This window comes from Pseudomonas sp. R4-84, assembly GCF_054130985.1.
Genome location: NZ_CP096390.1, coordinates 1,014,033 through 1,027,789 on the forward strand (window position 1 = coordinate 1,014,033; position 13,757 = coordinate 1,027,789).

Annotated in this window: 14 protein-coding genes; 8 read left to right on the forward strand and 6 right to left on the reverse strand. The window is 60.1% G+C overall.

The genetic code is table 11. The features are described 5' to 3' along the window. Positions 1-100: 100 nt before the first annotated feature. From dctM to M1D68_RS04735, 4 genes are all read right to left on the reverse strand, one after another. Positions 101-1,384: a C4-dicarboxylate TRAP transporter large permease protein DctM gene (gene dctM / locus M1D68_RS04720; RefSeq protein ID WP_420764102.1), complete on the reverse strand. Its 1,284-nt coding sequence runs from the start codon at positions 1,382-1,384 to the stop codon at positions 101-103. Then, entirely contained in the window at positions 1,381-2,013 is a 633-nt protein-coding gene (locus M1D68_RS04725; RefSeq protein ID WP_420764103.1) for a TRAP transporter small permease, read from the reverse strand. The genes dctM and M1D68_RS04725 overlap by 4 nt, the downstream gene beginning before the upstream one ends. A 66-nt stretch (positions 2,014-2,079) precedes the next feature. Continuing rightward, complete coding sequence (gene dctP, locus M1D68_RS04730; RefSeq protein ID WP_420764104.1) at positions 2,080-3,075, reverse strand: C4-dicarboxylate TRAP substrate-binding protein DctP; 996 nt, start codon at positions 3,073-3,075, stop codon at positions 2,080-2,082. Positions 3,076-3,200: 125 nt separating this feature from the next. Further along, positions 3,201-4,196 (reverse strand): TRAP transporter substrate-binding protein, encoded by a 996-nt coding sequence (locus tag M1D68_RS04735; protein ID WP_434562385.1) that lies wholly within the window; start codon positions 4,194-4,196, stop codon positions 3,201-3,203. Positions 4,197-4,397: 201 nt separating this feature from the next. Here M1D68_RS04735 and M1D68_RS04740 point away from each other — a divergent pair, with 201 nt between their 5' ends. Then, entirely contained in the window at positions 4,398-4,769 is a 372-nt protein-coding gene (locus M1D68_RS04740; RefSeq protein ID WP_039592153.1) for a PH domain-containing protein, read from the forward strand. A gap of 21 nt (positions 4,770-4,790) precedes the next feature. Here the strand turns inward: M1D68_RS04740 and M1D68_RS04745 are convergent, their stop codons facing one another. Then, on the reverse strand, positions 4,791-5,207 hold the full coding sequence (locus tag M1D68_RS04745; protein WP_457969457.1) for a VOC family protein: 417 nt from the start codon (positions 5,205-5,207) through the stop codon (positions 4,791-4,793). A 265-nt stretch (positions 5,208-5,472) separates the two neighbouring features. Between M1D68_RS04745 and M1D68_RS04750 the strand changes: the two genes are divergently transcribed. The 7 genes from M1D68_RS04750 (at position 5,473) to M1D68_RS04780 (ending at position 12,779) form a co-directional block, all read left to right on the forward strand. Next, positions 5,473-6,627, forward strand: a complete 1,155-nt coding sequence (locus M1D68_RS04750) for a mandelate racemase family protein (protein ID WP_420764107.1) — start codon at positions 5,473-5,475, stop codon at positions 6,625-6,627. Between the two features lie 69 nt (positions 6,628-6,696). Then, complete coding sequence (locus tag M1D68_RS04755; RefSeq protein ID WP_457969459.1) at positions 6,697-8,319, forward strand: ABC transporter substrate-binding protein; 1,623 nt, start codon at positions 6,697-6,699, stop codon at positions 8,317-8,319. Positions 8,320-8,352: 33 nt separating this feature from the next. Next, positions 8,353-9,390, forward strand: coding sequence for an ABC transporter permease (locus M1D68_RS04760; protein WP_420764109.1), 1,038 nt, complete (start codon positions 8,353-8,355; stop codon positions 9,388-9,390). Then, positions 9,390-10,298: an ABC transporter permease gene (locus M1D68_RS04765; protein ID WP_420764110.1), complete on the forward strand. Its 909-nt coding sequence runs from the start codon at positions 9,390-9,392 to the stop codon at positions 10,296-10,298. Before M1D68_RS04760 ends, M1D68_RS04765 begins: the two co-directional genes overlap by 1 nt. Positions 10,299-10,308: 10 nt before the next feature. Then, complete coding sequence (locus tag M1D68_RS04770) at positions 10,309-11,148, forward strand: ABC transporter ATP-binding protein (protein ID WP_434701188.1); 840 nt, start codon at positions 10,309-10,311, stop codon at positions 11,146-11,148. 10 nt (positions 11,149-11,158) lie between these two features. Further along, positions 11,159-11,926, forward strand: coding sequence for an ABC transporter ATP-binding protein (locus M1D68_RS04775; protein WP_457969461.1), 768 nt, complete (start codon positions 11,159-11,161; stop codon positions 11,924-11,926). Between the two features lie 130 nt (positions 11,927-12,056). Next, positions 12,057-12,779 (forward strand): oligogalacturonate-specific porin KdgM family protein, encoded by a 723-nt coding sequence (locus M1D68_RS04780; protein WP_457969463.1) that lies wholly within the window; start codon positions 12,057-12,059, stop codon positions 12,777-12,779. A gap of 178 nt (positions 12,780-12,957) precedes the next feature. On the opposite strand, the gene M1D68_RS04785 is transcribed toward M1D68_RS04780, so the two are convergent. Further along, entirely contained in the window at positions 12,958-13,701 is a 744-nt protein-coding gene (locus M1D68_RS04785) for a FadR/GntR family transcriptional regulator (protein WP_181287902.1), read from the reverse strand. Positions 13,702-13,757: the final 56 nt, after the last annotated feature.

Sequence of the window (13,757 nt, forward strand, 5' to 3'; positions counted from 1 at the left end):
CTCTGCTTTCAAAGGAAAGCGAGGATCATAACGCAATGTGCCCGAGGGCTGTGGAGGCTGCACTGGTGTGGCGAGGGAGCAAGCTCCCTCGCCACAAGACTTAGCTCATGCCCAGCCAGTTCGGCAATGCCAACGAGATCCATGGCACATAAGTAATCAGCACCAGGAACGCCAGCAGGATCATCAGCCACGGCATGGCCGCGCGGATGGTCGCTGTCAACGACATGCCGGTCACCGCCGAGGTGACGAACAGGTTCAGCCCCACCGGCGGTGTGATCAGGCCGATCTCCAGGTTCACCACCATGATGATTCCCAGGTGGATCGGGTCGATGCCCAGTTTCATGGCGATGGGGAACAGGATCGGCGCCAGGATCAGGATGATCGCCGACGGCTCCATGAACGCACCGGCAATCAGCAGCACGATGTTCACCACCAGCAGGAAGGTCACCGGCGTCAGCCCGGCTTCGATCACCCACGCAGTGATCTGCTGCGGCAGTTGCTCGGTGGTCAGCACGTGGGCGAAGAGCATGGCGTTGGCGATGATGAACATCAGCATGATGCTCAACTTGGCCGACTCCAACAGCACCTTGGGCGTTTCGCGGAACGTCAGGTCCTTGTAGACGAACAGTGCGATAAACGCTGAGTAGACCGCCGCCACGGCTGCTGCTTCGGTGGGTGTGAACATCCCCGAATAAATCCCGCCGAGGATGATCACCATGAGCAGCAGGCCCCAGCCTGCCTTACGCGCTGCCGTCAGCCATTCACGCAAGGTTGCCCTGGGCATGGCCGGCAGGTTTTTCTTCACGGCGACAATGTAGATCACCACCATCAAGGCGGTCCCAAGCAGCAGGCCCGGTATCACACCGGCCATGAACAACTTGCCCACCGAGGTTTCGGTCGCGGCGGCGTACACCACCATGACGATCGACGGCGGGATCAAGATGCCCAGGGTGCCCGCGTTACAGACAATACCCGCGCCAAATGCCTGCGGATAACCCGAACGCACCATGCCGGCGATGGCAATGGAACCCACCGCCGCCACCGTCGCGGGGCTGGAGCCGGACAAGGCGGCAAACAGCATGCACGCCAGCACCGCCGCAATCGCCAGGCCGCCACGGATGTGGCCGACGCAGGCGTTGGCAAAGTCGATCAGCCGTCGCGCCACGCCGCCCGTGGTCATGAACGCACCGGCCAGCAGGAAGAACGGAATCGCCAGCAGGGTGTAGTGTTCGCTGGTTTCGAACAGCTTGATCGCCAGGGAACGTACCGAGTCGGGGCTGAAGAAAATGATCGTCAGCGATCCGGCCAGGCCCAGGGAAATCGCGATCGGCACGCCGATAAACATCAGCACGAACAACGCGAGGAACAGGAAGGCAATGGTCATGGCTTGTCTTCCTCGATATCGGTCAGTTTGATCGCTTCCGCCGCTTCATCAGCCAGGCCCAGGCCGGTCTGACGATTCATCAGGATGCGTACGAGAATTTCCGCAAAGCGGATGAATACCAACGCGAATCCTACGGGCACGATCAGCCCGATATGCCATTGCATGATGCCGAAGTGGCCGAGGTCTTCGGCGCCGATCTCGGCAATCATCAAGGTGTTGATCCACTCGAAACTCGCCACCGCGAGCAACCCGGCATAACCCAGGCAGCACAGGCAGGCGATCACGCCGATGTAGCGTTGCACCGGTTTGCTCGCCAGTTTCACCAGCGCATCGACACCGATGTGCCCGGCGGTGCGCACGCCGTAGGACAAGCCGAAGAAAATTAACCAGCCGAACAGCGCCTTGGTCAAGGAGCTGCTCCAGGTCATGGCCTGGGCCATGCCCATGATGCCGTCGCCGATGGCGAACATGGGCTCGCTGGCGGCCGGCCAGTTGTCGCCAAGGCTGTAGAACACCGCATAAAGGTTGTTGAGGACCACGTAGACGAAGGTGACCAACGTCATGGCGGCCAAAAGGAAGGCAATGAAAGCTTCCTCGAAATGTTCCCAAGTGCGCCGAAGGGCGTTCATGGATGGCATCTCCTGCAGGGAGGACGACAGGTCGGCGCTGCCATGACGGCAGCGCCGGCCAACCCATTACTGAGCCTTGTTGGAGGCTTCGGCGGCCTTGATCAGGTCGGCACCGATGTCACCTTCGAACTTCTTCCACACCGGTTTCATCTTCTCGCGCCATTCGTTGCGCTCTTCAGGCGTGAGCGTAATGATCTCGGTGGTCTTGGCGTCGATAATGCGCTGCTTGTCGTTCTGGTTCAGTTGCGCCGCTTCTTTGTTCACGTGCGCGGTCACTTCAACCAGGATCTTGTCCAGTTCGCTACGTACATCTGGCGGCAGGCCGCTCCAGAACTTGGTGTTGGTGATCAGCATGTAGTCGAGCACACCGTGGTTGGATTCGGTGATGTACTTCTGAACTTCATGCATTTTCTGGCTGTAGATGTTCGAGTACGGGTTTTCCGCACCGTTGACCACGCCAGTCTGCAGGCCTTGGTACACCTCGGCGAAGCTCATCTTGCGCGGGTTGGCGTTCACCGCCTTGAACTGCTCTTCGAGCACGGCGGAGGCTTGTACGCGGAACTTCAGGCCACGGGCGTCCTTGGGTTCGCGCAGTGGCTTGTTGGCGGACAGTTGCTTCATGCCGTTGTGCCAATAGGCCAGGCCGGTGATGTTCTTGCTTTCCATGGACTTGAGCAGTTTCTGGCCCTCTGGGCTCAGCTGGAAGCGGTCCACGGCGGAGATGTCATCGAACAGGAAGGGCAAGTCGAACAACTGCACCGTCTTGGTGTATTGCTCGAACTTGGCCAGGGACGGGGCGATCATCTGCACATCGCCCAACAGCAGGGCTTCCATTTCCTTGCCGTCGCCGAACAGCGAGGAGTTAGGGTACACCTCGACTTTGACTTTGCCCGGCAGGCGTTCTTCCACCAACTTCTTGAACAGCAGCGCGCCCTGGCCCTTTGGCGTTTGTTCAGCCACCACGTGCGAGAACTTGATGACCACCGGATCAGCCGCCATGGCGGTGCTCAGCGCGCTGAGAGCCAGCGTGCAGACGAGTGCTTTCCACATAGGTTTAAACATTGGGGTTTCCTTTTATTTTTAGTTTCGCCCGTGCGGGCTCATTCAAAACACAACGCACGGTGGGACCGTTGCAAGTCTAGGCAGAAATTAGCTTGCCGGGGCATTGTGACATCAAGTGCGCGGCTTTACTGCGTCTTGTTGGACGCTTCGGCAGCCTTGATCAGGTCCGGGCCGATATCTGCTTCAAACTTCGCCCAAACGGGCTTCATCTTGTCGCGCCACGCGTTGCGCTCGTCCGCCGTGAGGGTAGTGATTTCGGTGGTCTTGGCGGCCAAAACCCGTTCCTTGTCGTGCTGGTTCAGTCGCTGCGCCTCTTTGTTGGCATGGGCGGTTGCCTCGACCACGATCTTGTCCAGTTCGACGCGAATGTCCGCTGGCAGGCCGTTCCAGAAATCGGACGTGGTAATGAGCATGTAGTCGAGAATGCCGTGGTCCGTCTCGGTGACGTACTTCTGCACCTCGTTCAGTTTCTGGTTGTAAAAGTTCGAATAGGGGTTCTCCGCGCCATTGACCACACCCGCGCGCAGGGCCTGATACACCACCGAGAAAATCATCGGTTGCCCTTTGGCGCCTACCGCCTTGAACTGCTCCTCCAGCACGGCGGAAGTCTGCACACGAAACACCAGGCCCTGCGCATCGCTGGGCATGCGCAGCGGTTTGTTCGCCGAGAGCTGTTTCATGCCGTTGTGCCAATAGGCCAGGCCAGTGATGTTCTTGCTCTCCATGGACTTGAGCAATTGCTGGCCCTGGGGGCTTTGTTGGAAGCGATCTACCGCCGCGATGTCATCGAACAGGAACGGCAGGTCGAACAGTTGGACTTTGCGGGTGTACTGCTCGAACTTCGCCAGTGACCTGGCAATGATCTGCACGTCTCCCAGCAGCAAGCCTTCCATCTCCTTGTCATCGCCCAACAGCGTGGAGTTGGGGTAAACCTCGACCTTCACCTTGCCCGCCAAGCGTTCTTCCGCCAGTTTCTTGAACATCAGCGCGCCTTGGCCCTTCGGCGTCTGCTCGGCGACTACGTGGGAGAACTTGATGACGATGGGATCGGCTGCCATGGCGGCGCCCGATGCGGTAATGACCAATGTACAGGCGAGCGCTTTCCACAAGGATTTGAGCATGGCGGATCTCTTGGAATTATGTTTATCGTACGGACACCTTCGATGTCCCTGCGAACAGCAAACAATGGCAAGTCTAGGAGATAAAATGCGGGCCGCCGGGCTGTTTTGGCGTGGTGGGTAAAATCGCTTGGCACCTGCCGGGACTGGCCTTCAGAATCAAGCAAGCAGGATGTTCTCAAATACCAGCAAGGACTTCGCTCCATGATCGATTTCAACAACAAAGGTTTCTTCAAGCTCAAGCAAAACGATGAGTACGCCGAACGCGTCACAGCCCTCTTGCTGGACGGCGAACAAGTCATCGACGCCTACAAGTCCATGCGCGATGGGGTGGTCTTTACCAACAAACGCATCATTGCCGTGAACGTGCAGGGCATCACCGGCAGCAAAAAGGACTTCACTTCGCTGCCCTATAAAAACATCGTCGCGTACTCGGTGGAAACCTCCGGCACCTTCGACCTGGATTCTGAACTGGAGATTTACTTTTCGTCCCTGGGCAAGGTGAAGTTCGAATTCACCGGCAAGACCGGTATCGTTGAAATCTCCAAGGTCATCTCCAGGCACCTCTTGGCCTGATCGCAGCAGGCCGGCTGGAGCTCAGGGCTCCAGCGACGGCCCCTTCAACTCGATCTGGTTGCCATCCGGATCGCAGCAGTAGATCGATAAGCCCTTACCCTCCGCCCCGAAGCGCATTTGCGCTTTCTCGACATCCAGGCCGGCTGCGTGTAGATGAGCGAGCAGCGCTGGTTCGTCGAACGGTTCGATGCGTAGGCAGAAATGGTCGACGTTATGGCCGTGTTGGCCCGCTGCTTCGCCACCCTGACGGCCAAGTGGCCCGTCGACGTCCACCAGATCGATCATCGATGCACCGGCGCCGAGGTGGATCAGTCCCAGATCGTCCCGACGTTTCCTGAGCTCGCAACCCAATACCGATGTGTAGAAGGCGAGGCTGCGTTCGATGTCTGTCACGCGCAAGACGATGTGGTCGATGCGCTCGATGCTGAAGTTCTTCATGTCGGCCTCCGCATGAGTTCTGGCGCCAATGAGTCCAGTCACTGTAGCCAATGATTCCCGCAACGGGCACGGGCTGATTCGTGGCGATGAAGTGGTTTGTGGTATGACGACTTCTGAAGATGTCATGGTTGTAAAAAGCTGTCCGGACAAGATAAATCTCTTTTTTCGTTGATTTTATGGGTTGACAGGTCGGCTAAGGTGCTCAAATAATCGGACACGTTGTATGACGACATACAAATTTAAATAACAAAACGGTGCCCTTCCTATGAGAATCACAGGCGTTCACGTCGAAATATTTTCCACTCCGTCGCGTCGCGCCCAGGACAGCGCCGGCCACGCTCATCCCGGCGACGAAGTCATGATCAAGATGGCCCTGCTGCGGATCAGCTGCGACGATGGATCGGAGGGTTATGCGTTCGGTACGCCTGAATTGATTCGACCGCACATCATCGAATCCTTCGTGCGCAAGGTGCTGATCGGTCGCGACCCGATGGACCGTGAGCGCATCTGGCAGGACCTGGCGCATTGGCAGCGCGGTAGCGCAGGGCAGTTCACCGACCGGGCGCTGGCCCTGGTGGAACAAGCCTTGTGGGATCTGGCCGGGCGCAAGCTGAAGCTGCCGGTGCACAAGCTCATCGGCGGTTACCGCGACAAAGTCCTGGCCTACGGCTCGACGATGTGCGGCGATGATCTGCCGGGCGGTCTATCGACGCCGGATGAGTACGGCCAGTTTGCCGAAAAGCTCGTCGAGCGCGGCTACAAGGCAATCAAGCTGCACACCTGGATGCCGCCGATTTCCTTCGCGCCAAATCCGCAGATGGATATCCAGGCCTGCGCCGCCGTGCGCGAAGCGGTTGGCCCGGACATCGCGCTGATGCTCGACGGCTACCACTGGTACAGCCGCATGGACGCGCTGACCATCGGCAAGGCCCTGGAAAAGTTGAATTTCGCCTGGTTCGAAGAGCCGATGATGGAAGACTCCGCCGAGTCCTACGCCTGGCTGGCGGCCAACCTGGATATTCCGGTGCTGGGCCCCGAAAGCATCGCCGGCAAATTCCACAGCCGCGCCAGTTGGGTCACGCACAAATCCTGTGACATCCTGCGCGCCGGCGTGGCCGGCGTCGGCGGCATCGGGCCCTGCCTGAAAGTGGCGCACCTGGCCGAGTCGTTCGGCATGGATTGCGAAGTCCACGGCAACGGCGCGGCGAACCTCGCCGTGGTGGGGGCGATCAGCAATTGTCGTTGGTACGAGCGTGGCCTGCTGCACCCGTTCCTCGATTACGAGCAAGTGCCGGCGCATCTCAACAGCATCGTCGATCCGATGGACGCCGACGGTTATGTGCACCTGTCTGATCGGCCGGGGTTGGGCGAGGACATCAACTTCGCCTATATCGAAGCCAACACATTATCCCGACATTGATGGCGCACTGCGTCCGGGGCTGAATGGCCCGGACGGCAGGTCTATATAAATATAAAAAAGGACTGAACCATGAAACTCTGGCCCAAGCGCCTGTCCAGGCTGCTGTGTGTCATCGTGGCGCTGTGCACAGTGCAGGTGCCCGTCAGCCTGGCCAAAGGCGAAACGCCCGCCGACCAATTGGTGGTGGGCATGAGCATGATCAACCTGTTGTCCCTGGACCCGGCCGCCGCGACGGGCCTGGAGGTTGCCGAGGTCAACGCCAACGTCTACGACATGCTCCTGGAGCAAGACGCGGCGCAGCCGGACACGCTGGTTCCGGCCCTGGCCAAAAGCTGGGAAATCAGCCCGGACCGGATGCGCCTGACGTTTCAATTGCGCGACGACGTACGCTTTCACTCCGGCGCTCCGCTCACTGCGCAGGATGTCGCCTGGTCCTTGCAGCGCGTTGTCATCCTCAACCGCGCCTTGGCTTCGACTTGGAAAGCTTACGGTTTCACAGCCGAAAATGTCGTCAAACTGATGCGGGCAGAAGGGCCGCACACCTTTGTCATGGAGCTGGCGCGCAGCACCGATCCGCTGCTGGTGCTCAATACCTTGGCAACTTCGCCCAGTGCCTTCATCGTCGACCGCTCGGTGGCCTTGCAGCATCAGGTCGGTGACGATCAGGGCGCGGCCTGGCTGGCTACGCATACGGCCGGGTCAGGCGCATTCAAGCTCGACATATGGCGGGCCAACGATGTGATCCTGATGAGTCGCAATGACGACTATTGGCGCGGCGCGCCGAAGTTGCGCCGGGTGATCATGCGCAACATGACCGAGTCACAGGCGTTGCGCCTGATGGTCGAGCGGGGTGACCTGGACGTAGCGCGCGGCATGGCCGCCACCGACATCAAGGCGCTGGGCAAGGTCGACGAGGTGCGCATTCAGAGCATCGCCCGCGGAACGCTGTACTACGTGGCGATGAGCATGCAGCAACCGCTGTTCCAGGACATCCGCGTGCGCCAGGCGATCCGTCTGTTGATCGACTACCAGGGCATCAACGATGTGGTGATGCCGCATTACGGCGTGATCAACCAGCGGCCGATGCAGTTGGGCTTGCCGGCGCGCCTGGACGATCCGGGTTATCGCCTGGACGTGGCCAAGGCCAAGCGGCTGCTGGCGGAGGCCGGACATGCCGAAGGCTTCAAGGTGAGCATTCGCTCGCTGACCGACCCGCCGTTCATCAACATCGCCACCAGCCTGCAAGCGACGCTGGCCCAGGCGGGCATCCAGGCGACGATCATCACCGGCACCGGCAACCAGATTTACGGGGCGATGCGCGACCGACAGTTCGACATCCTCGTGGGGCGTGGTGGTGGCGGGGCTGAGCGCCATCCGCATTCGAGCCTGCGCGCTCTGGTGTACAACCCGGACAACCGCACCGAAGCCAAGTTGAGCAACTTCCAGGGCTGGCGCACCTCGTTCTTCAACCCGCAGCTCAACCAGTTGATCGAACAGGCCGAGACCGAGCGCGACCCCGAGCGTCAGCGGCAAATGTACGCCCAGGTCCAGACCCTCTATGACCAACAGGCCGGGGCAATCATGCCGGTCTCGCAGATGGTCGATGAGGTGGTGATCCACGCTGACGTGCGCAACTACATCGGACACACCGCCGCTACCACGCGCCTTCGGGACGTCTACAAGCAGCGCTGAAATCGACGGCCGCAGGCCAAGGCAGGAATGAATATGTCGACTGCATCCTTTTCAATCTGGACCACCCGGGCCGTTTCTGCGACCCGGCGCGGCGGCTCGGTGGCGGTGACGCTGCTGGGGTTGCTGCTGCTGACTTTCTTTATCGGGCGCGTGATGCCCCTGGACCCGGTGCTGGCCATCGTCGGCCCGGACGCCGACGCTTCGGCGTATGCCCAGGTATATAAAGAGCTCGGCCTGGACAAGCCATTGTGGACCCAGTTCGCTATCTATCTCGGCGATCTGGTTCACGGTGATTTCGGCATGGCGTTGCTGACGGGCAACCCAGTCATCACTGACATCGCCCGAGTATTCCCGGCGACATTGGAACTGGCGACCCTGGCCATTCTGTTCGGCGTGCTGGCGGGCCTGCCGCTGGGTGTCTACGCGGCGACCCATCAGGGCCGTGCCGGTGACCATATCGCACGGCTGATCACGCTGTTCGGTTATTCCACGCCGATTTTCTGGATCGGCATGATGGCTTTTTTGGTGTTCTACGCCTGGCTGGGTTGGGCCGGCGGCGTCGGGCGGATCGGCCTGGCCTATGACGGGCTGATTCCCAGTCACACCGGATTGTTGTTGATCGACACGGCTTGGTCCGGCGATTGGGAGGCCTTTCGCAGCGCACTGCGGCACATCCTGCTGCCGGCGGTGATCCTCAGTTTCAACTCGGTCGCCTACATCAGTCGCATGACCCGCAGCTTCATGCTCGAACAGCTGTCCCAGGAGTACATCATCACGGCCCGGGTCAAGGGGCTGTCCCAGCGCAAGATCGTCTGGGGCCATGCCTTCGGCAACATTCGCGTGCAGCTGTTGACCATTGTCGCGCTGGCCTACGGCGGGTTGCTCGAAGGCGCGGTGCTGATCGAAACCGTGTTTGCCTGGCCGGGCTTCGGGCAGTACCTGACGAGCAGTCTGTTGCTCGGTGACATGAACGCGGTGATGGCTTGCGTTCTGTTGATCGGCCTCATCTTCGTGACGCTGAACCTGATCAGCGATGCGCTCTACAAGATCTTCGACCCGAGGACTCGCTAATGAACCTGCCCCTTGCTTCCAGCGCAGCCGGCAGTGCCGCGCTGCCTGCTTCGAGTACGGCTGCGCTGGTCGCCAGCGCCACCCGGCTGCTGCGATTTCTGCTGCGCAACCCGATGACGTTCGCCGGCCTGGTCGTCGTCTCGACCCTGATCCTGGTCGCGGCCTTCGCGCCCTGGATCGCCGGTCACGATCCCTTGGCGCAGAACCTTGCTGGCGCGTTGCATGCGCCCAGCAGCGAGCACTGGTTCGGCACTGACGAGTACGGTCGCGATGTGTTCGCCCGGCTGGTGTATGGCTCGCGCATCACGCTGTACATCGTCTTGCTGGTGACGGTGATCGTCGGCCCTATCGGCCTGTTGGTCGGCACGGTTTCCGGTTACTTCGGCGGTTGGGTCGACAGCCTGTTCATGCGCATCACTGACATCTTCATCTCGTTCCCCAGCCTGGTGTTGGCGCTGGCTTTCATCGCTGCCCTCGGCCCGGGCCTGGAGCACGCGGTGATCGCCATCGCGCTGACGGCGTGGCCGCCGATAGCCCGATTGGCACGCGCTGAAACCCTGCCGCTGCGCAACGCTGACTTTGTCGTGGCGGTCCAGCTCCAGGGCGCGTCGAGTCCCCGGATCATCCTGCGTCACATCATTCCGATGTGCCTGTCGTCAGTGATCATCCGCCTGACCATGAACATGGCGAGCATCATCCTCACCGCCGCCGCCCTGGGCTTTCTCGGCCTCGGCGCTCAGGCACCCTTGCCGGAGTGGGGGGCGATGATCTCCACCGGGCGGCGCTACATGCTCGAAAGCTGGTGGCTGGTGGCGGCGCCCGGTGCGGCGATCATGCTGGTCAGCCTGGCCTTCAACCTGTTGGGCGACGGCTTGCGCGACGTCCTTGATCCCCGCAGCCAATCCTGAGGAACAAGTCATGACTGAGATAAAACTTGCGGTACGGGATTTGTGCGTGGAGTTTCGCAACGCGGGCAAAACCTCGCTGGCGGTGCGTGATGTGTCGTTCAACCTGGGCCGGGAAAAACTCGCCATTGTCGGCGAATCCGGCTCGGGCAAATCCACCGTCGGCCGCAGCCTTTTGCGTCTGCATCCGCCGACGGCGCGGGTCACCGCCAAGACCCTGCGCTTCGCCGATATCGACTTGCTGAGCGCGAGCGAAAAGCAGATCCAGGCGATTCGCGGCGCGCGCATGTCGATGATCATGCAAGACCCGAAATATTCACTGAACCCGGTGGTGCGCGTTGGCGAGCAAATCGCCGAAGCCTATCTTGCCCATCACAAAGTGCCTCATCGCCAAGCGCGGGAACGGGCCTTGGACATGCTCGCAAAGGTGCACATTCGTGACCCTCGTCGGGTCTATGACCTGCACCCCCACGAAGTCTCTGGCGGCATGGGACAGCGGATCATGATCGCCATGATGGTCATCACCGATCCCCAGGTGATCATCGCCGACGAACCCACCTCGGCCTTGGACGTATCGGTGCGCCGGCAGGTGCTCAACGTGCTGGAAGAGCTGGTCAGCGAGCGTGACCTTGGACTGATTTTCATCAGCCACGATTTGAACCTGGTACGGCATTTCTGCGACCGCGTGCTGGTGATGTACGCCGGCCGCGTGGTCGAGTCGATTGCCGCCGCCGACCTGGATAACGCCACCCATCCCTACACCCAAGGCCTGTTGGCCGCATTGCCCAGCCTGGACCATCCGCGCGCCACGCTGCCGGTGTTGCAGCGCGACCCACACTGGTTGAATCCTTGAGGAGCCTGTTATGAGCATGATCGAAATCACCGGCCTGAACCTCAGTTTCGGCACCGGCGCGGCACTGAACGCGGTACTGCACGACGTGGGCCTGAGCGTTGGCGAAGGTGAGGCGTTTGGCCTGGTGGGGGAGTCCGGTTCGGGCAAGACCACCGTGCTGCGTTGCCTGGCCGGACAATACCAGCACTGGACTGGTCAATTGCAAATCGCCGGCAGGGCGGTGACGCGCAAGCTGCCGCTGGACCACTACCGTACCGTGCAGATGGTTTTCCAGGACCCGTACGCCTCGCTGCATCCGCGCTACACCATCGACGCCGCGCTGCAGGAGCCACTGCGTATCCACGGTATCGACGGGCGTGGGCCGAAGGTCAGCGAGATCCTGCGCAAGGTTGGTTTGAACGACAGCTTTCGCTTTCGTTACCCGCATCAATTATCCGGCGGCCAGCGCCAACGCGTGGCGATTGCCCGTGCGCTGATCCTGCGCCCTCGGGTATTGCTGTTGGACGAGCCGACCTCGGCGCTGGATGTCTCGGTGCAGGCGGAAATCCTCAATCTGTTGGCCGATCTGCGTCGCCAGGAAGGGCTGACCTATTTGATGGTCACCCACGACTTGGCGGTCGTTGCGCATTTGTGCGATCGGCTGGCGGTGATGCAGCAGGGCAGGGTAGTGGAGACGCTCGACAGTCATCGGCTGGCAAACGATGGCGCCGACCATGAATACACACGCCTGCTGGTACAAGCCAGCCGCGACATGCAACGAATACCTGTCGCTGTCTGAAGTAAGCAAACCGCTGTAGCTGTTTCAAACCGCAGAACTCGTTGAACCGCACGTTTCAATGCGCGCACCCGCTCGCCTGCGATTTGGCGTTCAACCCAACTAACGATTTCAATCAACAAGAATAAAAAACATGAAAAAGACCCTCATCGTTTTATCGATCGCTTCATTGTTTACTTCGGTGCTCGCTCAGGCCGATACCGGATATATCAATGTTCGCCATCAATACGCCGAACAGACCCGCATGCACGCCGACCGCGCCAAGTTCGGCATCAGGCTGGACAACGGCGTGGGCCTGGAAGGTGAACTCAAGTACAAGACCGCCGGTGACCGGAAAGACGTCGCCTTCGACAATACCGTCGGCAGCGGCCATGAATTTACCGTCAACTATCAGCACAAGATAGATGATCGCTGGACGCTGACGCCTTCGTTGGCCATGGAGAGCGACGAGGAATCCACGACCTACAAAATGGGCATGCGCCTGGGTTACAAGATCACCAAAGAACTGAGCATCGCCGGTCGCTACCGTTACGATTCCTCCAAGCTGGACCGCGACAAAGTCGATCGCGACGTGCCGGACAACGGCCAGGACGACCAGACGATCCATCGCTATGACGTGTACCTCAACTACGCGGATCAAGGGCCTTGGGCGTATGAATATCAACTGACGTACTTTGATGCCGATTACATCCGCTACAACGGCGGTACTGACGACTATGAGCAGAATGCCGTGGTCAAGTACAAGTGGGACAAGCGCTGGGCACCGTTCTTTGAAGTGGGTGATATCAAGGTCAACTCGGTGGACAGTGATCGCCAACTGCGGTTGCGGGTGGGGATCCAGTACAACTTTTTCTGAGTGGTGGGAGAGGTAGTCAACACTGAATTAAAACTGTGGGAGCGAGCTTGCTCGCGATAGCGGCCTGCCTGTGCCGGTGATATTGGATGTTCCGCCGCCTTCGCGAGCAAGCTCGCTCCCACAGGGGGCGGTGGAGAATAAAAATGCGGTGGTCACTGCAGCCACAAAACTGGGGGGGTTATTCGTTGTAGAACGCCTGGCGTTGTTGGGTTTCACACAGGCGCATGCGGCTGTTGCTCAAATGCAGGTACATGGCCGCCCGCGCCGCATCGACATTGCGACTGGCGATGGCATCGAAGATTTGCTGATGCTCGGCATTGATCCCCTGCAGGTAGGCGCTGCGATCACTTTGCCCTGAGTAGGCGGAGTTCATCCGGGTGCGCGGGATCAGCTTCGTACCCAGGTGCTTCATGATGTCGATCAGGTAGTAATTGCCGGCCGCCTTGGCGATTTTCAAGTGGAACTGAAAGTCGGCGTTGATGGTGGTGCCGGATTTTTCCGGCCCTTGCAACAACGCATCCAACGCCTGGGCCAGTTCGGCCAGGGCTTCGGGCGTGGCGCGTTCGGCGGCCATGCCGGCGGCCTGCACTTCGAGGCTCAGGCGAAACTCCAGCAAGTTGAGCACGTCGGACAATGTGGCAATCGTCGCCGGCCCGAGGGTAAACCCTTCCGGCGCCGGCATATCCAGAACAAACGTGCCGACGCCATGGCGCGTCTCCACCAACCCCGCCGCCTGCAAACGCGACAATGCCTCGCGCACCACCGAACGGCTGACGCCTTCGGCTTCCATGATGTGCACTTCGGTGGGCAGTTTTTCGCCACATTTCAGGATGCCGTCGCGCATGCGCTGGGCAAAACGGTCGACCAGTGTTTCGGCCAGGCGGCGCGGCTTGTTCAATGGAGATAACGCTTGGTCCGTCATCGGCGTGCTCTAGTGAGATCAGCGGGCATTATAGTGAGTTTTGAGGCAAGGTCGCG